The organism is Pseudomonas sp. FW507-12TSA, assembly GCF_058781435.1.
Genome location: NZ_JBYSWT010000013.1, coordinates 1 through 16,561, shown reverse-complemented (window position 1 = coordinate 16,561; position 16,561 = coordinate 1). Strand labels below are relative to the sequence as shown.

The window sequence follows — 16,561 nt, the reverse complement described above, 5'->3', positions numbered from 1 at the left end:
AAGGCCAACGCCGCCTGCGATCAGAACTGCGATTGCAGATAGTTCTCCAGGCCGATGGACTTGATCAGACCCAGTTGCTTTTCCAGCCAGTAGGTGTGGTCTTCCTCGGTGTCCGCCAGTTGGACCCGCAGGATGTCACGGCTGATGTAGTCCTTGTGCAGTTCGCACAACTCAATGCCTTTGCACAGTGCAGCGCGCACTTTGTATTCCAGGCGCAGGTCGCTGGCCAGCATGTCCGGCACAGTGGTGCCAGTGTCGAGGTCGTCAGGACGCATGCGCGGCGTGCCTTCGAGCATCAGGATGCGGCGGATCAAGGCATCAGCGTGTTGTGCCTCTTCCTCCATTTCGTGGTTGATGCGCTCATAGAGCTTGGTGAAGCCCCAGTCTTCGTACATCCGCGAATGAATGAAATATTGGTCGCGTGCTGCCAGTTCTCCCGTCAGCAACGTGTTGAGGTAATCGATTACGTCGGGATGACCTTGCATCGCCCTACATCTCCCTGCTTGAAAGTGGATAGTTTGAACCAAGCTGACTCGCAGGTCATTCAAAAACAGCATGAAAAGTGAAGATTATCCGAGAAAAGCAGTACAAATAACGCAAAAACCGCCCAAATGAGGGCGGTTCTGCTTCTTATTTAGACTTACTTGAGCGATACGCCCAAGGCTTTGGCAACACCTTCTCCATAGGCTTGATCAGCCTTGAAGAAGTGTTGCAACTGACGCTGCACTACATCGGCTGTAACGCCGGCCATGGCGCCAGCAATGTTGTTGATCAACAAAGCCTTCTGCCCGTCATCCATGAGACGGAACAGAGCGCCTGCGTGGCTGTAGTAGTCCGTATCCTCACGATGATCGTAGCGATCGGCTGCGCCACTCAGAGCCAGCGCTGGCTCTGCATAACGTGGTGCTTGCTTCGGCGCGTCACTGTAGCTGTTCGGCTCGTAATTCGGCGCTGCGCCACCATTGGTGCCAAACGCCATCGCTCCATCGCGCTGGTAGCTGTTGACCGGGCTCAGCGGCGCATTCACCGGCAGTTGCTGGTGATTGGTACCAACGCGATAGCGATGCGCATCGGCGTAGGCAAACACCCGGCCCTGCAGCATGCGATCTGGCGACAGGCCGACACCGGGAACCATGTTGCTTGGACCAAACGCCGCCTGTTCGACCTCGGCGAAGTAGTTAAGCGGGTTGCGGTTCAATTCCAGTTCACCCACCTCCATCAACGGAAACTCCTTCTGCGACCAGGTCTTGGTCACATCGAAGGGATTCTCGTAGTGCGCTGCAGCCTGGGCCTCGGTCATGATCTGGATGCAAACGCTCCATTTCGGGAAGTCACCACGCTCGATAGCATCGAACAGGTCACGCTGGGCGTAGTCCGGATCGGTGCCAGCCAAGCGAGCAGCCTCTGCCGGAGCCAGGTTCTTGATCCCTTGCTTGGTCTTGTAGTGCCACTTGACCCAGTGCCGCTCGCCCTTCGCGTTGATCAGGCTATAGGTATGGCTGCCGAAACCGTGCATATGACGGTAGCCATCCGGGATACCCCGGTCGGAGAACAGGATGGTGACCTGGTGCAGAGCCTCTGGCGAGTGCGACCAGAAGTCCCACATTGCCTGAGCGCTCTTCAGGTTGCTCTGAGGAAGGCGCTTCTGGGTGTGGATGAAGTCCGGAAACTTCAGCGGATCTCGAATGAAGAACACCGGAGTGTTGTTACCGACGATGTCCCAGTTGCCTTCCTCGGTATAGAACTTCAGAGCAAAACCACGCGGGTCACGCTCGGTATCGGCCGAGCCCCGCTCACCACCTACAGTGGAAAAGCGCAGGAAGGTCGGGGTTTTCTTGCCTACCGACTCGAACAGCTTGGCGTTGGTGTACTGCGTGATGTCGCGGGAAACCGTGAAGGTGCCATAGGCGCCCGACCCCTTGGCGTGCACACGGCGCTCAGGAATGTTTTCGCGGTTGAAATGGGCAAGCTTTTCGATCAGGTGGAAATCGTCGAGAAGCAGCGGACCGCGAGGGCCAGCAGAGCGGGAATTCTGGTTGTCAGCGACAGGAGCGCCACTTGCGGTCGTAAGAACTTTGGTCTGGCTCATGCTCAATATTCCTCTGTCTGTCTGGGAACTGCCGGCTAATCGGCTGAGAAAGAGTATTGACCATGATTATTACAAGATCCAATGCATTGGATTTCGCAGAACGATAGAAATTAACAATTGATAGACATACAAAAAACCGGGCACTAGGCCCGGTTCCTTGTTTCAGACTGACGTCTTACTCAGCGGATACAGCTTCGCCGCCGACAGCACGATCAACCAGTTCAACGTACGCCATAGGAGCGTTGTCGCCAGCACGGAAACCGCACTTGAGGATGCGCAGGTAGCCGCCCTCACGGGTAGCGTAACGCTTGCCCAGGTCGTTGAAGAGCTTACCAACGATAGCCTTCGAACGAGTACGGTCGAATGCCAGACGACGGTTAGCAACGCTGTCTGTCTTGGCCAAAGTGATCAGCGGCTCGGCAACGCGGCGCAGTTCTTTGGCTTTCGGCAGGGTAGTTTTGATCAGCTCGTGCTCGAACAGCGACACCGCCATGTTCTGGAACATGGCCTTGCGGTGCGAGCTGGTGCGGCTCAGGTGACGCCCACTTTTACGATGACGCATGGTTCATTCCTTACCAAACACAACGTTCGGTGATTACGACGATCAGGCAGTCGCCTTGTCGTCCTTCTTAAGACTTGCAGGCGGCCAGTTATCGAGGCGCATGCCGAGGGACAGACCGCGGGAGGCCAGAACATCCTTGATTTCAGTCAGGGATTTCTTGCCCAGGTTCGGAGTCTTCAACAGTTCTACTTCGGTGCGCTGAATCAGGTCGCCGATGTAGTAAATGTTTTCCGCCTTAAGGCAGTTAGCCGAACGTACAGTCAGTTCCAGATCGTCAACCGGGCGAAGCAGGATCGGATCGATCTCGTCTTCCTGCTCGACTACCACTGGCTCACTGTCACCTTTGAGGTCGACGAACGCAGCCAACTGCTGTTGCAGGATGGTTGCAGCACGGCGGATTGCCTCTTCAGGGTCCAGAGTACCGTTGGTTTCCAGATCAATAACCAGCTTGTCCAGGTTGGTACGCTGCTCGACACGGGCGTTTTCCACCACGTATGCGATACGGCGAACCGGGCTGAACGAAGAGTCGAGCTGCAAGCGACCAATGCTGCGGCTTTCATCTTCATCGCTTTGACGCGAGTCGGCCGGCTCATAACCACGACCACGAGCTACTACGAGCTTCATGTTCAGAGCGCCGTTAGACGCCAGGTTAGCGATTACGTGATCGGGATTAACGATCTCGACATCATGATCCAGCTGAATATCGGCAGCGGTAACCACCCCCGAACCCTTCTTCGACAAGGTCAGCGTAACTTCGTCACGGCCGTGCAGCTTGATAGCCAGACCTTTAAGGTTCAACAGGATTTCAATTACGTCTTCCTGTACACCTTCGATGGCGCTGTACTCGTGGAGCACACCGTCAATCTCGGCCTCGACTACTGCACAGCCGGGCATTGAGGACAACAGGATGCGGCGCAGCGCGTTGCCCAGGGTGTGGCCAAAACCACGCTCGAGAGGCTCGAGGGTGATCTTGGCGCGGGTTGGACTGACAACCTGCACATCAATATGGCGGGGTGTCAGGAACTCATTTACCGAAATCTGCATGGATGCACCTATTTTCTAGCCCTTACTTGGAGTAGAGCTCGACAATCAGGCTTTCGTTGATGTCGGCGGACAGATCACTGCGAGCTGGAACGTTCTTGAAAACGCCCGACTTCTTCTCAGTGTCTACTTCTACCCATTCTACGCGGCCACGTTGAGCACACAGATCGAGAGCTTGGACAATGCGAAGTTGGTTTTTTGCTTTCTCGCGAACAGCGACCACGTCACCAGCACGAACCTGGTAGGACGGAACGTTAACGGTCTGACCGTTTACGCTGATCGACTTGTGCGATACCAGCTGACGGGATTCGGCACGAGTGGAACCGAAGCCCATGCGGTATACAACGTTGTCCAGACGGCATTCCAGCAGCTGCAACAGGTTCTCACCAGTTGCGCCCTTCTTGCCGGCGGCTTGTTTGTAGTAACCGCTGAATTGACGCTCCAGAACGCCGTAGATACGACGAACTTTTTGCTTTTCACGCAGCTGGGTACCGTAGTCGGATTGACGACCACGACGCTGGCCGTGGATGCCAGGAGCTGCTTCGATGTTGCACTTGGATTCGATAGCGCGCACACCGCTCTTCAGGAAGAGATCGGTGCCTTCGCGACGAGCCAGTTTGCATTTTGGACCAATGTAACGAGCCATTCTTTACAATCTCCTGGATTACACGCGGCGCTTCTTCGGCGGACGGCACCCGTTGTGCGGGATTGGCGTCACGTCGGTGATGCTGGCGATCTTGTAGCCACAGCCGTTCAGAGCACGAACTGCGGATTCACGACCTGGACCTGGGCCCTTGACGTTAACGTCGAGGTTCTTCAGGCCATATTCCAGCGCAGCTTGGCCAGCACGCTCAGCAGCTACTTGAGCAGCGAACGGAGTGGACTTACGAGAACCGCGGAAACCCGAACCACCGGAGGTTGCCCAAGAAAGAGCGTTACCCTGACGGTCGGTGATGGTCACGATGGTGTTGTTGAAAGACGCGTGGATATGGGCGATGCCATCAACCACTGTCTTTTTGATTTTCTTACGAGGACGAGCAGCAGGTTTTGCCATGACTAAATTCCTGTCGATTCGCTGGTGCGATTACTTGCGGATCGGCTTACGCGGACCTTTGCGAGTACGCGCGTTGGTCTTGGTACGCTGACCGCGTACTGGCAGACCACGACGATGGCGCAGACCGCGATAGCAGCCCAGGTCCATCAAGCGTTTGATTTTCATGTTGTTTTCGCGACGCAGGTCACCTTCAGTGGTGAACTTCGCCACTTCGCCACGCAGCTGTTCAATTTGCTCGTCGCTCAGATCCTTGATCTTCGCAGCTGGGTTGACCCCAGTCACTGCACAGATTTTGTGTGCAGTAGTGCGACCAACACCATAGATGTAGGTCAGCGAGATAACAGTATGCTTGTTATCTGGAATGTTAACGCCTGCAATACGGGCCATTCAGTGGGACTCCAATTGACAGCTACCTACGCCCCGGAAGCCAAGAAATAGGGCGCGAGATAATATCGCTGTAATAACAAATAATCAACCCGGCAGCGCACTAGCTGCCGGGCTTGAAGCACAATCACACTCAGCCTTGGCGCTGCTTGTGACGTGGTTCCGCGCTGCAAATTACTCGAACAACACCTTCGCGGCGAATAATCTTGCAGTTACGGCACAGCTTTTTCACCGATGCACGAACTTTCATCACCAACTCCTCGAACCTTATGGATTAGCGCAGCATGCCGCTGCCGTAACCCTTCAGGTTGGCTTTCTTCATCAGGGATTCGTACTGGTGGGAAACGAGGTGCGATTGTACTTGTGACATGAAGTCCATAACAACCACGACCACGATCAGCAACGAGGTCCCGCCAAGGTAGAACGGAACGTTTGCAGCAACCACCAGGAACTGTGGCAACAGGCAGACGGCCGTCATATATAGAGCACCGAACATGGTCAAGCGGGTCAGAACGCCATCAATGTAGCGTGCCGATTGCTCACCTGGACGGATGCCCGGAATAAAGGCACCGGACTTCTTCAGGTTTTCCGCTACGTCTTTCGGATTGAACATCAACGCCGTATAGAAGAAGCAGAAGAAAATAATCCCTGCACTAAACAGCAGAATATTCAACGGCTGACCAGGAGCGATCGACTGCGAGATGTCCTGCAACCAGCCCATACCTTCAGACTGACCGAACCAGGCACCCAACGAAGCCGGAAACAGCAAAATGCTGCTCGCGAAGATAGCAGGAATAACACCGGCCATATTCACTTTCAGCGGCAAGTGGCTGGTCTGCGCAGCAAACACCTTACGGCCCTGCTGACGCTTCGCGTAGTGAACAGCAATACGACGCTGACCACGCTCAATGAACACCACAAAACCGATGATCGCTACTGCCAGCAAACCGATCGCAACCAAGGCGAAAATGTTGATATCACCCTGACGTGCAGACTCGAAAGACTGCCCGATCGCTCTCGGAAGACCGGCGACGATACCTGCGAAAATCAACATCGAGATACCGTTGCCAACACCACGCTCAGTAATCTGCTCACCCAGCCACATCATGAACATCGCGCCAGCCACGAAAGTGGATACCGCGACGAAATGGAAGCCAAAGTCACCAGTGAACGCAACGCCCTGCCCGGCCAGACCAACGGACATGCCGATAGCCTGAACCAGAGCAAGGACGACAGTGCCGTAGCGGGTGTACTGGCTGATCTTGCGACGGCCAGCTTCACCTTCCTTCTTCAACTGCTCCAGCTGTGGGCTGACAGCGGTCATGAGCTGCATGATGATCGATGCCGAAATGTACGGCATGATCCCCAGTGCAAAGATACTCATGCGCTCCAGCGCACCACCGGAAAACATGTTGAACAAGCTAAGAATGGTCCCCTCATTCTGTCGAAACAGGTCTGCGAGTCGATCAGGGTTGATACCTGGAACCGGGATGTGCGCACCTATCCGATAGACGATAATCGCCATGAACAGAAAACGCAGACGAGCCCAGAGTTCAGACATACCGCCTTTGCCGAGCGCAGAGAGAGCACCTTGCTTAGCCATTTATTCCTCGAACTTGCCGCCAGCTGCTTCGATAGCCGCACGCGCACCTTTGGTGGCTGCGATGCCCTTGATGGTCACAGCGCGAGTAACTTCACCGGACAGCATGATTTTCACACGCTGAACGTTCTGGTTAATCACGTTGGCATCTTTCAGGGACTGCACGGTGACGATGTCGCCTTCCACTTTAGCCAGTTCGGACAGACGCACTTCTGCGCGATCCATGGCCTTCAGGGAAACGAAACCGAACTTCGGCAGGCGACGATGCAGCGGCTGTTGACCGCCTTCAAAGCCTGGAGCAATGGTGCCACCGGAGCGGGAAGTCTGACCTTTGTGACCACGGCCACCAGTCTTACCCAAACCACTACCGATACCACGGCCCGGACGATGCTTTTCGCGACGGGAACCCGGCGCTGGACTCAGATCATTGAGTTTCATCGATTAACCCTCGACACGCAGCATGTAGTAAGCCTTGTTGATCATCCCGCGATTCTCGGGAGTATCCTGGACTTCTACAGTGTGACCGATGCGACGCAGGCCCAGACCCTTAACGCACAGTTTGTGGTTAGGGATACGGCCGGTCATGCTTTTGATCAGCGTTACTTTAACGGTAGCCATGATCAGATGATCTCCTGGACGCTTTTGCCACGCTTGGCGGCAATGGATTCAGGGGACTGCATCGCCTTCAAACCCTTGAAAGTGGCGTGAACCACGTTTACTGGGTTAGTCGAGCCGTAGCACTTGGCCAGAACGTTCTGAACGCCAGCAACCTCGAGGACAGCACGCATAGCGCCGCCAGCGATGATACCGGTACCTTCAGAAGCAGGCTGCATGTACACCTTGGAAGCGCCGTGAGCAGACTTCATTGCGTACTGCAGAGTAGTGCCGTCCAGATCAACTTGGATCATGTTGCGACGAGCAGCTTCCATTGCCTTCTGGATCGCAGCAGGCACTTCACGCGACTTGCCACGGCCGAAGCCAACACGGCCCTTACCATCACCAACCACGGTCAACGCGGTGAAAGTGAAGATACGGCCACCTTTTACGGTTTTGGCTACGCGGTTAACTTGAACCAGCTTCTCGATGTAGCCTTCGTCGCGCTTTTGGTCGTTATTGGACATAACTTAGAACTCCAGCCCAGCTTCACGAGCAGCCTCAGCCAGCGCCTTGACGCGGCCGTGGTACTTGAAGCCGGAACGGTCGAAAGCCACTTGCGAGACACCAGCGGCTTTTGCACGCGTAGCGACCAGCTGGCCAACCTTAGTAGCCGCGTCGATGTTGCCAGTGGCGCCATCACGCAGTTCTTTATCCAAAGTCGAGGCGCTTGCCAGGACCTTGTTGCCGTCGGCCGAAATGACCTGGGCGTAGATGTGCTGCGAAGAGCGGAACACGCAGAGACGCACGACTTCGAGTTCGTGCATTTTCAGGCGTGCTTTGCGAGCGCGACGCAGTCGAGTAACTTTTTTGTCGGTCATTTGCTATGCCCTACTTCTTCTTGGCTTCTTTACGACGGACGACTTCGTCCGCGTAGCGCACACCTTTACCTTTATAAGGCTCTGGTGGACGGAAGTCGCGGATCTCAGCGGCCACTTGACCTACCAGCTGCTTGTCGATGCCCTTGATCAGGATATCGGTCTGGCTAGGAGTCTCAGCGGTGACGCCTGCCGGCAGTTCGTAATCCACTGGATGCGAGAAGCCGAGGGCCAGGTTCAGCACTGTGCCTTTTGCCTGTGCCTTGTAACCAACACCGACCAGCTGGAGCTTGCGCTCGAAGCCTTGGCTTACGCCCTGGACCATGTTGTTAACCAGTGCACGAGTAGTACCGGCCATTGCGCGAGTTTGCTGGTCGCCATTGCGAGCAGCAAAACGCAGCTCACCGGCTTCCTGAACAATTTCAACGGAGGCGTGTACGTTCAGTTCGAGAGTACCCTTGGCACCCTTCACCGAAAGCTGTTGGCCGGCGAATTTTACTTCGACGCCAGCTGGCAGCTTAACGGGGTTCTTAGCGACGCGAGACATGCTTATCCCCCCTTAGAACACAGTGCAAAGAACTTCGCCGCCGACACCGGCAGCGCGCGCAGCACGATCAGTCATCACACCTTTGTTGGTGGAGACGATAGACACGCCAAGGCCGCCACGTACTTTCGGCAGCTCTTCAACGGACTTGTACTGACGCAGGCCTGGACGGCTAACGCGCTTCACTTCCTCGATGACCGGACGGCCTTCGAAGTACTTCAGCTCGATGGACAGCAGAGGTTTGATTTCGCTGCTGATCTGATAACCCGCAATGTAACCTTCGTCCTTCAGGACTTTTGCTACAGCCACCTTCAAAGTGGAAGACGGCATGCTCACGACGGACTTTTCAGCCATCTGGGCATTACGGATTCGAGTTAGCATGTCCGCTAACGGGTCCTGCATACTCATGGGCTAGATGCTCCTGATACAAAAAGAATTAGCCTTGCGGCTACAGCTTTCGCCAAAGAAACCTGGGCAAAAAACACGGGCTCAGGCGAGCCGGTCATTCTAGACACACCCCAGAAATGAATCAAGCCCCAAAAGGGGCTTGATTCATGCTCGAACTCACCGGTGATCGGGATTTTATCCCCATCACCATGAGCCTGTAGCCATTACCAGCTGGCTTTTACCAGACCTGGAACGTCACCACGCATTGCGGCTTCACGCAGCTTGTTACGGCCCAGGCCGAACTTGCGGTAAACGCCATGCGGACGACCGGTCAGGCGGCAACGGTTACGCATGCGCGAAGCGCTTGCGTCACGTGGTTGCTTCTGCAGAGCTACGGTAGCTTCCCAACGGGCTTCTGGACTTGCGTTCAGATCCACGATGATCGCTTTCAGCGCTGCACGCTTGGCGGCGTACTTGGCAACGGTGAGCTGACGCTTCAGCTCACGGTTCTTCATGCTCTTCTTGGCCATTTTCCTACTCCAATCAGTTGCGGAACGGGAATTTGAAAGCACGCAGCAGAGCGCGGCCTTCATCATCGTTCTTGGCAGTGGTGGTCAGGGTAATGTCCAGACCGCGGAGAGCATCGATCTTGTCGTAATCGATTTCCGGGAAAATGATCTGCTCTTTCACGCCCATGCTGTAGTTGCCACGACCATCGAAGGACTTGGCATTCAGGCCGCGGAAGTCGCGAACCCGAGGCAGGGAGATCGACAGCAGACGATCCAGGAACTCGTACATACGCTCACGGCGCAGGGTCACTTTGACGCCGATCGGCCATCCTTCGCGGACTTTGAAGCCAGCGATGGATTTACGAGCGTGAGTCACAACGACTTTCTGGCCGGTGATCTTTTCCAGGTCAGCAACAGCGTGCTCGATGACTTTTTTGTCGCCGATCGCTTCGCCCAGACCCATGTTCAGGGTGATCTTGGTAACGCGCGGAACTTCCATCACGTTCGAAAGCTTAAGTTCTTCCTTAAGCTTCGGGGCGATTTCCTTCCGGTAAATCTCTTGGAGTCGTGCCATGGTCTTCTACCTAGCAGTGTTCAAGCATCAACCGCTTTTTGGGTCGACTTGAAGACACGAATTTTCTTGCCGTCTTCTACTTTGAAGCCAACGCGGTCAGCCTTGTTGGTTTCGCTGTTGAAAATAGCAACGTTGGAAGCGTGCAGTGGCGCTTCTTTCTCGACGATACCGCCTTGTACGCCCGACATCGGGTTAGGCTTGGTATGACGCTTGACCAGGTTCAGGCCACCTACAACCAGACGGTCGTCAGCCAGAACCTTAAGCACCTTACCGCGCTTACCTTTGTCTTTGCCGGCGATCACGATGATCTCGTCGTCACGACGAATCTTTTGCATGTCGGATCTCCTTACAGCACTTCTGGGGCGAGCGAGACGATCTTCATGAACTTCTCAGTACGAAGTTCACGGGTCACTGGCCCAAAGATACGGGTGCCGATCGGCTCTTGCTTGTTGTTCAGCAGAACAGCAGCGTTGCCATCAAAGCGGATGATCGAGCCATCTGCACGGCGAACGCCGTGACGAGTGCGGACTACGACAGCAGTCATCACTTGGCCTTTTTTCACCTTACCGCGAGGAATTGCTTCCTTGACGGTAACCTTGATGATGTCACCGATACCAGCGTAACGACGATGGGAGCCACCCAGCACCTTGATGCACATAACGCGGCGAGCGCCGCTGTTATCGGCCACATCGAGCATGGATTGAGTCTGAATCATATAATTTCTCCGACCCCTAGCCCTTAGACTTCCACAGCGCGTTCGAGAACATCAACCAGGGCCCAGGACTTGGTCTTGGCCATCGGACGAGTCTCACGGATAGTGACCTTGTCGCCGATGTGGCACTGGTTGGTTTCGTCGTGCGCGTGCAGCTTAGTCGAACGCTTAACGTATTTACCGTAGATAGGGTGCTTAACGCGACGCTCGATCAGAACGGTGATGGTCTTGTCCATCTTGTCGCTGACAACACGGCCAGTCAGCGTACGGACAGTTTTTTCGGCTTCAGCCATGATTACTTACCTGCCTGCTGGTTGAGCACAGTCTTCACGCGAGCGATGTCACGCTTAACTTGCGAGAGCAGATGAGACTGCCCCAACTGGCCAGTTGCTTTCTGCATGCGCAGATTGAACTGGTCGCGCAGCAGGCCGAGCAGTTGCTCGTTCAGCTGCTGTGCGGATTTTTCACGAAGTTCATTCGCTTTCATCACATCACCGTCCGCTTAACAAAGGAGGTGGCGAGAGGCAGCTTTGCAGCAGCCAGGGCGAAAGCCTCACGCGCCAGCTCTTCAGAAACACCCTCGATTTCATACAGGACTTTGCCTGGCTGAATCTGGGCAACCCAGTATTCGACGTTACCCTTACCTTTACCCATCCGAACTTCGAGTGGCTTCTTGGAAATAGGCTTGTCCGGGAATACACGGATCCAGATCTTGCCGCCACGTTTTACGTGACGGGTCAAGGCACGACGTGCCGACTCGATCTGACGAGCGGTGAGACGACCACGAGCAACAGACTTCAGCGCGAACTCGCCGAAGCTGACCTTGCTACCGCGCAGTGCCAGACCACGGTTGTGGCCGGTCATCTGCTTGCGGAACTTCGTACGCTTTGGTTGCAACATTTGGCGTACCCCTTACTTAGCAGCTTTTTTACGAGGCGCTGGTGCTTGCGGCTTCAGCTCTTCTTGGCGACCACCAATTACTTCGCCTTTGAAGATCCAAACCTTCACACCGATCACACCGTAGGTGGTGTGAGCTTCGTAGGTGGCATAGTCGATATCGGCACGGAGGGTGTGCAGTGGCACACGACCTTCGCGATACCATTCAGTACGTGCGATTTCAGCACCGCCGAGACGACCGCTCACTTGGATTTTGATGCCTTTGGCACCAATGCGCATGGCGTTCTGTACGGCGCGCTTCATGGCACGACGGAACATTACGCGACGCTCCAGCTGCTGAGCTACGCTCTGCGCAACCAGCATACCGTCGAGTTCCGGCTTGCGGATCTCTTCGATATTGATGTGCACAGGCACACCCATTTGCTTGGTCAGGTCCTGACGCAGTTTTTCAACATCTTCACCTTTCTTGCCGATCACGATGCCGGGACGAGCGGTGTGGATGGTGATGCGTGCAGTTTGAGCCGGACGATGGATATCGATACGGCTTACGGACGCGCTTTTTAGTTTGTCTTGGAGATACTCACGCACATTCAGATCTGCGAGCAAATAGTCCGCATAAGTCCGACCGTCTGCGTACCAGACGGAGGTGTGCTCCTTGACGATTCCCAGGCGAATGCCAATGGGATGTACTTTCTGACCCATCTCTTCGACTCCGTTACTTGTCAGCAACCTTGACAGTGATATGGCAAGACCGCTTGACGATGCGATCAGCACGGCCTTTGGCACGTGGCATGATGCGCTTCAGCGAACGCCCTTCGTTGACGAAAACGGTGGAGACCTTCAGGTCATCAACGTCTGCGCCTTCGTTATGCTCGGCGTTGGCTACGGCCGACTCCAGCACTTTCTTCATGATCTCGGCGGCTTTCTTACTGCTGAAAGCCAACAGGTTGAGCGCGTCGCCCACCTTCTTCCCGCGGATCTGGTCGGCGACCAAGCGGGCTTTCTGGGCGGAGATTCGAGCGCCCGACAGCTTAGCGGCTACTTCCATCGTTCCTTACCCCTTAACGCTTGGCTTTCTTGTCAGCCACGTGCCCGCGATATGTACGGGTACCGGCGAACTCGCCCAGTTTGTGGCCGACCATGTCTTCGTTCACGAGAACTGGAACATGCTGACGACCGTTATGCACAGCAATGGTCAGACCGACCATTTGCGGCAGGATCATGGAACGGCGCGACCAGGTCTTAACTGGTTTGCGATCGTTCTTTTCCGCCGCCACTTCGATCTTCTTCAGTAGGTGAAGATCAATAAAAGGACCTTTTTTCAGAGAACGTGGCACTGTCGTATCCCTCTATTTACTTGCGACGACGGACGATCATTTTGTCGGTACGCTTATTACCACGAGTCTTCGCGCCCTTAGTCGGGAAGCCCCATGGCGATACCGGATGACGACCACCGGAGGTACGACCTTCACCACCACCATGCGGGTGGTCAACCGGGTTCATGGCAACACCACGAACGGTTGGGCGAACGCCACGCCAGCGTTTGGCACCAGCTTTACCCAGCGAACGCAGGCTATGCTCGGAGTTCGAGACTTCGCCCAGGGTCGCACGGCATTCAGCCAGCACTTTACGCATCTCACCAGAACGCAGACGCAGGGTCACGTAGACACCTTCACGAGCGACCAGCTGAGCCGAAGCACCAGCCGAACGAGCGATTTGCGCGCCTTTACCTGGCTTCAGTTCGATGCCGTGTACGGTGCTACCAACTGGAATGTTACGCAGCTGCAGAGAGTTGCCCGGCTTGATCGGTGCCAGGGCACCTGCGATCAGCTGGTCGCCAGCGCTCACGCCTTTAGGGGCGATGATGTAGCGACGCTCGCCATCGGCGTAGCACAGCAGAGCGATGTGAGCAGTACGGTTTGGATCGTATTCGATACGCTCGACGGTGGCAGCGATGCCATCCTTGTCGTTGCGACGGAAGTCGACCAGACGATAATGCTGCTTATGACCACCACCAACGTGACGAGTAGTGATACGACCATTGTTGTTACGACCACCAGACTTCGATTTTTTCTCGATCAGCGGTGCGTGAGGAGCGCCTTTATGCAGCTCCTGGTTGACCACCTTGACCACAAAACGGCGGCCAGGGGAAGTCGGTTTGCATTTAACGATTGCCATGATGCGCCCCTTCCTTACTCAGCACTGCTGCTGAAATCGAGATCTTGGCCTGGCTGAAGGGAGATAACTGCCTTCTTCCAGTCATTACGCTTGCCCAGACCACGTGCGGTACGCTTGCTCTTACCCAGAACGTTCAGGGTAGTAACGCGTTCCACTTTCACGCTGAACAGGCTTTCGACGGCCTTCTTGATTTCCAGCTTGGTTGCATCGGTAGCAACCTTGAAAACGAACTGGCCTTTCTTGTCTGCCAGAACCGTAGCCTTCTCGGAAACATGCGGGCCAAGCAGAACTTTAAATACGCGTTCCTGGTTCATCCCAGCAGCTCCTCGAATTTCTTCACGGCCGACACAGTGATCAACACTTTGTCGTATGCGATCAGACTAACTGGATCGGAACCTTGCACATCACGAACATCAACGTGAGGCAGGTTACGAGCAGCCAGGTACAGGTTCTGATCAACAGCGTCAGACACGATCAGAACGTCGGTCAGACTCATGCCGTTCAGCTTACCCAGCAGATCTTTGGTTTTCGGAGTTTCGACAGCGAAATCCTGAACCACGACCAGACGATCAGTGCGCACCAGCTCAGCAAGGATGGAGCGCATTGCTGCGCGATACATCTTCTTGTTCAGCTTCTGGGAGTGATCTTGAGGACGAGCTGCGAAAGTGGTGCCGCCGCCGCGCCAGATTGGGCTGCGGATAGTACCAGCACGAGCACGGCCAGTACCTTTCTGACGCCATGGGCGCTTACCGCCACCAGAAACGTCGGAACGGGTCTTTTGCTGCTTGCTACCCTGACGGCCGCCAGCCATGTAGGCCACGACTGCTTGGTGAACCAGCGTCTCGTTGAATTCGCCGCCAAATGTCAGTTCGGAAACTTCGATCGCTTGAGCGTCATTTACATTTAATTGCATGTCAGCTTCCCCTTAACCGCGAGCCTTGGCCGCCGGACGCACAACCAGGTTGCCGCCAGTAGCGCCAGGAACAGCGCCCTTGACCAACAACAGATTGCGTTCAGCGTCGACGCGCACTACTTCGAGGGACTGCACGGTCACGCGCTCAGCGCCCATATGACCGGACATTTTCTTGCCCTTGAATACACGACCAGGAGTCTGGCACTGGCCAATAGAGCCCGGGACGCGGTGGGAAACGGAGTTACCGTGGGTGTTATCTTGACCGCGGAAATTCCAACGCTTGATGGTACCGGCGAAGCCTTTACCTTTCGACTGACCGGTAACATCTACCAGTTGGCCAGCTGCGAAGATTTCTGCGCTGATCAGATCGCCAGCTTGGTACTCGCCTTCTTCAAGACGAAATTCCCAAACGCCACGACCAGCAGCAACATTTGCTTTAGCGAAGTGACCTGCCTGAGCAGCAGTCACGCGCGAAGCACGACGCTCACCTACAGTGACTTGCACTGCACGATAGCCATCGGTTTCTTCAGTTTTGAACTGGGTGACACGATTCGGCTCGATCTCGATGACCGTGACCGGAATGGAGACACCTTCTTCGGTGAAAATGCGGGTCATACCGCACTTACGACCGACTACACCAATAGTCATGTTGTAAACCTCATGAGTGTACGGGGCTTTCACCCGCTATGGCCGCCCATTTCAGAGCGTTACACGACCAAGACCGAGTCTTAGCCGAGGCTGATCTGCACTTCCACACCTGCCGCAAGATCAAGCTTCATAAGTGCATCAACGGTTTTATCCGTTGGCTGAACGATGTCCAGCACGCGCTTATGAGTACGGATCTCGTACTGGTCACGCGCGTCTTTGTTGACGTGCGGGGAGACCAGAACGGTGAACCGCTCTTTACGAGTAGGCAGTGGAATTGGACCACGCACTTGAGCACCAGTACGTTTCGCGGTTTCCACGATTTCCTGGGTGGATTGGTCGATCAGGCGATGGTCGAAAGCCTTCAACCTGATACGGATTTGCTGATTTTGCATTGGATTTCAGACTCCAGGCTGCTATTCCCACCGGGCGCAATACGCCCGTTAAAAGGAGGCGCAATTCTATAGACGGCCCCACAGAGTGTCAACCCAATAAAAAAGCCCCCGCAAGCGGGGGCTTTTTCATGAGTCGTCGATTACTCGATGACTTTGGCTACGACGCCAGCGCCGACGGTACGACCGCCTTCACGGATAGCGAAACGCAGACCATCTTCCATCGCGATGGTTTTGATCAGAGTGACAGTCATCTGGATGTTGTCACCTGGCATTACCATTTCAACGCCTTCTGGCAGCTCGCAGTTACCGGTCACGTCAGTAGTACGGAAGTAGAACTGTGGACGGTAGCCTTTGAAGAACGGAGTATGACGGCCGCCTTCTTCTTTGCTCAGAACGTAAACTTCAGCAGTGAACTTGGTGTGCGGCTTAACGGTACCTGGCTTAACCAGAACCTGGCCACGCTCAACGTCGTCACGCTTGGTGCCACGCAGCAGAACGCCGCAGTTCTCACCAGCACGACCTTCGTCCAGCAGCTTGCGGAACATTTCAACGCCGGTGCAGGTAGTTTTCTGAGTATCGCGCAGACCCACGATCTCAACTTCTTC

General features: G+C 55.1%; 31 protein-coding genes. All 31 read right to left on the bottom strand.

All coding sequences use genetic code 11. The features are described from left to right. Positions 1 to 20: 20 nt before the first annotated feature. Positions 21 to 485, bottom strand: coding sequence for a bacterioferritin (gene bfr, locus AC3WK8_RS14170; RefSeq protein WP_022641324.1), 465 nt, complete (start codon positions 483 to 485; stop codon positions 21 to 23). 155 nt (positions 486 to 640) lie between these two features. Next, on the bottom strand, positions 641 to 2,089 hold the full coding sequence (locus AC3WK8_RS14165) for a catalase (protein ID WP_103325225.1): 1,449 nt from the start codon (positions 2,087 to 2,089) through the stop codon (positions 641 to 643). Positions 2,090 to 2,264: 175 nt separating this feature from the next. Further along, complete coding sequence (rplQ, locus tag AC3WK8_RS14160) at positions 2,265 to 2,651, bottom strand: 50S ribosomal protein L17 (RefSeq protein WP_007955635.1); 387 nt, start codon at positions 2,649 to 2,651, stop codon at positions 2,265 to 2,267. A gap of 42 nt (positions 2,652 to 2,693) precedes the next feature. After that, positions 2,694 to 3,695 carry a DNA-directed RNA polymerase subunit alpha gene (locus tag AC3WK8_RS14155; protein ID WP_007970428.1) on the bottom strand — a complete coding sequence of 334 codons (1,002 nt, stop codon included), beginning with the start codon at positions 3,693 to 3,695 and terminating at the stop codon, positions 2,694 to 2,696. A gap of 22 nt (positions 3,696 to 3,717) precedes the next feature. Next, entirely contained in the window at positions 3,718 to 4,338 is a 621-nt protein-coding gene (gene rpsD / locus AC3WK8_RS14150; RefSeq protein ID WP_011063772.1) for a 30S ribosomal protein S4, read from the bottom strand. 18 nt (positions 4,339 to 4,356) lie between these two features. Then, positions 4,357 to 4,746, bottom strand: coding sequence for a 30S ribosomal protein S11 (rpsK, locus tag AC3WK8_RS14145; RefSeq protein WP_007924177.1), 390 nt, complete (start codon positions 4,744 to 4,746; stop codon positions 4,357 to 4,359). Positions 4,747 to 4,776: 30 nt separating this feature from the next. Then, positions 4,777 to 5,133: a 30S ribosomal protein S13 gene (rpsM, locus tag AC3WK8_RS14140; RefSeq protein WP_022641369.1), complete on the bottom strand. Its 357-nt coding sequence runs from the start codon at positions 5,131 to 5,133 to the stop codon at positions 4,777 to 4,779. Positions 5,134 to 5,263: 130 nt separating this feature from the next. Further along, positions 5,264 to 5,380 (bottom strand): 50S ribosomal protein L36, encoded by a 117-nt coding sequence (gene rpmJ / locus AC3WK8_RS14135; RefSeq protein WP_002555468.1) that lies wholly within the window; start codon positions 5,378 to 5,380, stop codon positions 5,264 to 5,266. A gap of 24 nt (positions 5,381 to 5,404) precedes the next feature. Further along, the gene (gene secY / locus AC3WK8_RS14130) at positions 5,405 to 6,733 is read right to left on the bottom strand and encodes a preprotein translocase subunit SecY (protein WP_022641370.1); all 1,329 of its coding nucleotides are present in this window, start codon (positions 6,731 to 6,733) and stop codon (positions 5,405 to 5,407) included. Next, complete coding sequence (rplO, locus tag AC3WK8_RS14125) at positions 6,734 to 7,168, bottom strand: 50S ribosomal protein L15 (RefSeq protein WP_007924183.1); 435 nt, start codon at positions 7,166 to 7,168, stop codon at positions 6,734 to 6,736. 3 nt (positions 7,169 to 7,171) lie between these two features. After that, positions 7,172 to 7,348 (bottom strand): 50S ribosomal protein L30, encoded by a 177-nt coding sequence (gene rpmD, locus AC3WK8_RS14120; RefSeq protein ID WP_003176408.1) that lies wholly within the window; start codon positions 7,346 to 7,348, stop codon positions 7,172 to 7,174. Between the two features lie 2 nt (positions 7,349 to 7,350). Then, positions 7,351 to 7,851, bottom strand: coding sequence for a 30S ribosomal protein S5 (rpsE, locus tag AC3WK8_RS14115; RefSeq protein ID WP_022641371.1), 501 nt, complete (start codon positions 7,849 to 7,851; stop codon positions 7,351 to 7,353). 3 nt (positions 7,852 to 7,854) lie between these two features. Beyond that, on the bottom strand, positions 7,855 to 8,205 hold the full coding sequence (rplR, locus tag AC3WK8_RS14110) for a 50S ribosomal protein L18 (protein WP_022641372.1): 351 nt from the start codon (positions 8,203 to 8,205) through the stop codon (positions 7,855 to 7,857). A 10-nt stretch (positions 8,206 to 8,215) separates the two neighbouring features. Next, a complete protein-coding gene (rplF, locus tag AC3WK8_RS14105) occupies positions 8,216 to 8,749 on the bottom strand; it encodes a 50S ribosomal protein L6 (protein WP_022641374.1) in 534 nt (177 codons plus the stop codon). 12 nt (positions 8,750 to 8,761) lie between these two features. After that, the gene (gene rpsH, locus AC3WK8_RS14100; RefSeq protein WP_011063773.1) at positions 8,762 to 9,154 is read right to left on the bottom strand and encodes a 30S ribosomal protein S8; all 393 of its coding nucleotides are present in this window, start codon (positions 9,152 to 9,154) and stop codon (positions 8,762 to 8,764) included. 203 nt (positions 9,155 to 9,357) lie between these two features. Beyond that, positions 9,358 to 9,663: a 30S ribosomal protein S14 gene (gene rpsN / locus AC3WK8_RS14095; RefSeq protein WP_022641375.1), complete on the bottom strand. Its 306-nt coding sequence runs from the start codon at positions 9,661 to 9,663 to the stop codon at positions 9,358 to 9,360. Between the two features lie 13 nt (positions 9,664 to 9,676). Further along, the gene (gene rplE / locus AC3WK8_RS14090) at positions 9,677 to 10,216 is read right to left on the bottom strand and encodes a 50S ribosomal protein L5 (protein WP_022641376.1); all 540 of its coding nucleotides are present in this window, start codon (positions 10,214 to 10,216) and stop codon (positions 9,677 to 9,679) included. A 20-nt stretch (positions 10,217 to 10,236) separates the two neighbouring features. Beyond that, complete coding sequence (gene rplX, locus AC3WK8_RS14085) at positions 10,237 to 10,551, bottom strand: 50S ribosomal protein L24 (protein WP_010443924.1); 315 nt, start codon at positions 10,549 to 10,551, stop codon at positions 10,237 to 10,239. Between the two features lie 11 nt (positions 10,552 to 10,562). Continuing rightward, positions 10,563 to 10,931, bottom strand: coding sequence for a 50S ribosomal protein L14 (gene rplN, locus AC3WK8_RS14080; protein ID WP_002555479.1), 369 nt, complete (start codon positions 10,929 to 10,931; stop codon positions 10,563 to 10,565). Between the two features lie 23 nt (positions 10,932 to 10,954). Beyond that, positions 10,955 to 11,221, bottom strand: a complete 267-nt coding sequence (gene rpsQ, locus AC3WK8_RS14075; protein ID WP_003194644.1) for a 30S ribosomal protein S17 — start codon at positions 11,219 to 11,221, stop codon at positions 10,955 to 10,957. Between the two features lie 2 nt (positions 11,222 to 11,223). Then, positions 11,224 to 11,415 carry a 50S ribosomal protein L29 gene (gene rpmC / locus AC3WK8_RS14070; RefSeq protein WP_002555481.1) on the bottom strand — a complete coding sequence of 64 codons (192 nt, stop codon included), beginning with the start codon at positions 11,413 to 11,415 and terminating at the stop codon, positions 11,224 to 11,226. Next, on the bottom strand, positions 11,415 to 11,828 hold the full coding sequence (gene rplP, locus AC3WK8_RS14065; protein WP_003228729.1) for a 50S ribosomal protein L16: 414 nt from the start codon (positions 11,826 to 11,828) through the stop codon (positions 11,415 to 11,417). The genes rpmC and rplP overlap by 1 nt, the downstream gene beginning before the upstream one ends. A 12-nt stretch (positions 11,829 to 11,840) precedes the next feature. Next, on the bottom strand, positions 11,841 to 12,527 hold the full coding sequence (rpsC, locus tag AC3WK8_RS14060) for a 30S ribosomal protein S3 (RefSeq protein WP_007924192.1): 687 nt from the start codon (positions 12,525 to 12,527) through the stop codon (positions 11,841 to 11,843). A 13-nt stretch (positions 12,528 to 12,540) separates the two neighbouring features. Then, entirely contained in the window at positions 12,541 to 12,873 is a 333-nt protein-coding gene (gene rplV / locus AC3WK8_RS14055; RefSeq protein ID WP_003304070.1) for a 50S ribosomal protein L22, read from the bottom strand. A gap of 13 nt (positions 12,874 to 12,886) precedes the next feature. Further along, positions 12,887 to 13,162 (bottom strand): 30S ribosomal protein S19, encoded by a 276-nt coding sequence (rpsS, locus tag AC3WK8_RS14050; protein WP_002555486.1) that lies wholly within the window; start codon positions 13,160 to 13,162, stop codon positions 12,887 to 12,889. Between the two features lie 16 nt (positions 13,163 to 13,178). Then, positions 13,179 to 14,003, bottom strand: coding sequence for a 50S ribosomal protein L2 (gene rplB, locus AC3WK8_RS14045; protein WP_083456946.1), 825 nt, complete (start codon positions 14,001 to 14,003; stop codon positions 13,179 to 13,181). Positions 14,004 to 14,017: 14 nt separating this feature from the next. Further along, positions 14,018 to 14,317 carry a 50S ribosomal protein L23 gene (gene rplW / locus AC3WK8_RS14040; protein WP_002555488.1) on the bottom strand — a complete coding sequence of 100 codons (300 nt, stop codon included), beginning with the start codon at positions 14,315 to 14,317 and terminating at the stop codon, positions 14,018 to 14,020. Then, positions 14,314 to 14,916 (bottom strand): 50S ribosomal protein L4, encoded by a 603-nt coding sequence (rplD, locus tag AC3WK8_RS14035; protein ID WP_068577550.1) that lies wholly within the window; start codon positions 14,914 to 14,916, stop codon positions 14,314 to 14,316. The genes rplW and rplD overlap by 4 nt, the downstream gene beginning before the upstream one ends. A gap of 12 nt (positions 14,917 to 14,928) precedes the next feature. After that, the gene (rplC, locus tag AC3WK8_RS14030) at positions 14,929 to 15,564 is read right to left on the bottom strand and encodes a 50S ribosomal protein L3 (RefSeq protein ID WP_022641381.1); all 636 of its coding nucleotides are present in this window, start codon (positions 15,562 to 15,564) and stop codon (positions 14,929 to 14,931) included. Between the two features lie 80 nt (positions 15,565 to 15,644). Next, a complete protein-coding gene (gene rpsJ / locus AC3WK8_RS14025) occupies positions 15,645 to 15,956 on the bottom strand; it encodes a 30S ribosomal protein S10 (RefSeq protein ID WP_003186070.1) in 312 nt (103 codons plus the stop codon). A gap of 140 nt (positions 15,957 to 16,096) precedes the next feature. Next, on the bottom strand, positions 16,097 to 16,561 hold a 465-nt coding region (locus AC3WK8_RS14020), incomplete at its 5' end, for an EF-Tu C-terminal domain-related protein (RefSeq protein WP_492574070.1).

Excerpts from the sequence above, each read along its gene's own strand:
- bfr (WP_022641324.1), bottom strand. The coding sequence starts at position 485 with ATGCAAGGTCATCCCGACGTAATCGATTACCTCAACACGTTGCTGACG.
- AC3WK8_RS14165 (WP_103325225.1), bottom strand. The coding sequence starts at position 2,089 with ATGAGCCAGACCAAAGTTCTTACGACCGCAAGTGGCGCTCCTGTCGCT.
- rplQ (WP_007955635.1), bottom strand. The coding sequence starts at position 2,651 with ATGCGTCATCGTAAAAGTGGGCGTCACCTGAGCCGCACCAGCTCGCAC.
- AC3WK8_RS14155 (WP_007970428.1), bottom strand. The coding sequence starts at position 3,695 with ATGCAGATTTCGGTAAATGAGTTCCTGACACCCCGCCATATTGATGTG.
- rpsD (WP_011063772.1), bottom strand. The coding sequence starts at position 4,338 with ATGGCTCGTTACATTGGTCCAAAATGCAAACTGGCTCGTCGCGAAGGC.
- rpsK (WP_007924177.1), bottom strand. The coding sequence starts at position 4,746 with ATGGCAAAACCTGCTGCTCGTCCTCGTAAGAAAATCAAAAAGACAGTG.
- rpsM (WP_022641369.1), bottom strand. The coding sequence starts at position 5,133 with ATGGCCCGTATTGCAGGCGTTAACATTCCAGATAACAAGCATACTGTT.
- rpmJ (WP_002555468.1), bottom strand. The coding sequence starts at position 5,380 with ATGAAAGTTCGTGCATCGGTGAAAAAGCTGTGCCGTAACTGCAAGATT.
- secY (WP_022641370.1), bottom strand. The coding sequence starts at position 6,733 with ATGGCTAAGCAAGGTGCTCTCTCTGCGCTCGGCAAAGGCGGTATGTCT.
- rplO (WP_007924183.1), bottom strand. The coding sequence starts at position 7,168 with ATGAAACTCAATGATCTGAGTCCAGCGCCGGGTTCCCGTCGCGAAAAG.
- rpmD (WP_003176408.1), bottom strand. The coding sequence starts at position 7,348 with ATGGCTACCGTTAAAGTAACGCTGATCAAAAGCATGACCGGCCGTATC.
- rpsE (WP_022641371.1), bottom strand. The coding sequence starts at position 7,851 with ATGTCCAATAACGACCAAAAGCGCGACGAAGGCTACATCGAGAAGCTG.
- rplR (WP_022641372.1), bottom strand. The coding sequence starts at position 8,205 with ATGACCGACAAAAAAGTTACTCGACTGCGTCGCGCTCGCAAAGCACGC.
- rplF (WP_022641374.1), bottom strand. The coding sequence starts at position 8,749 with ATGTCTCGCGTCGCTAAGAACCCCGTTAAGCTGCCAGCTGGCGTCGAA.
- rpsH (WP_011063773.1), bottom strand. The coding sequence starts at position 9,154 with ATGAGTATGCAGGACCCGTTAGCGGACATGCTAACTCGAATCCGTAAT.
- rpsN (WP_022641375.1), bottom strand. The coding sequence starts at position 9,663 with ATGGCCAAGAAGAGCATGAAGAACCGTGAGCTGAAGCGTCAGCTCACC.
- rplE (WP_022641376.1), bottom strand. The coding sequence starts at position 10,216 with ATGGCACGACTCCAAGAGATTTACCGGAAGGAAATCGCCCCGAAGCTT.
- rplX (WP_010443924.1), bottom strand. The coding sequence starts at position 10,551 with ATGCAAAAGATTCGTCGTGACGACGAGATCATCGTGATCGCCGGCAAA.
- rplN (WP_002555479.1), bottom strand. The coding sequence starts at position 10,931 with ATGATTCAGACTCAATCCATGCTCGATGTGGCCGATAACAGCGGCGCT.
- rpsQ (WP_003194644.1), bottom strand. The coding sequence starts at position 11,221 with ATGGCTGAAGCCGAAAAAACTGTCCGTACGCTGACTGGCCGTGTTGTC.
- rpmC (WP_002555481.1), bottom strand. The coding sequence starts at position 11,415 with ATGAAAGCGAATGAACTTCGTGAAAAATCCGCACAGCAGCTGAACGAG.
- rplP (WP_003228729.1), bottom strand. The coding sequence starts at position 11,828 with ATGTTGCAACCAAAGCGTACGAAGTTCCGCAAGCAGATGACCGGCCAC.
- rpsC (WP_007924192.1), bottom strand. The coding sequence starts at position 12,527 with ATGGGTCAGAAAGTACATCCCATTGGCATTCGCCTGGGAATCGTCAAG.
- rplV (WP_003304070.1), bottom strand. The coding sequence starts at position 12,873 with ATGGAAGTAGCCGCTAAGCTGTCGGGCGCTCGAATCTCCGCCCAGAAA.
- rplB (WP_083456946.1), bottom strand. The coding sequence starts at position 14,003 with ATGGCAATCGTTAAATGCAAACCGACTTCCCCTGGCCGCCGTTTTGTG.
- rplW (WP_002555488.1), bottom strand. The coding sequence starts at position 14,317 with ATGAACCAGGAACGCGTATTTAAAGTTCTGCTTGGCCCGCATGTTTCC.
- rplD (WP_068577550.1), bottom strand. The coding sequence starts at position 14,916 with ATGCAATTAAATGTAAATGACGCTCAAGCGATCGAAGTTTCCGAACTG.
- rplC (WP_022641381.1), bottom strand. The coding sequence starts at position 15,564 with ATGACTATTGGTGTAGTCGGTCGTAAGTGCGGTATGACCCGCATTTTC.
- rpsJ (WP_003186070.1), bottom strand. The coding sequence starts at position 15,956 with ATGCAAAATCAGCAAATCCGTATCAGGTTGAAGGCTTTCGACCATCGC.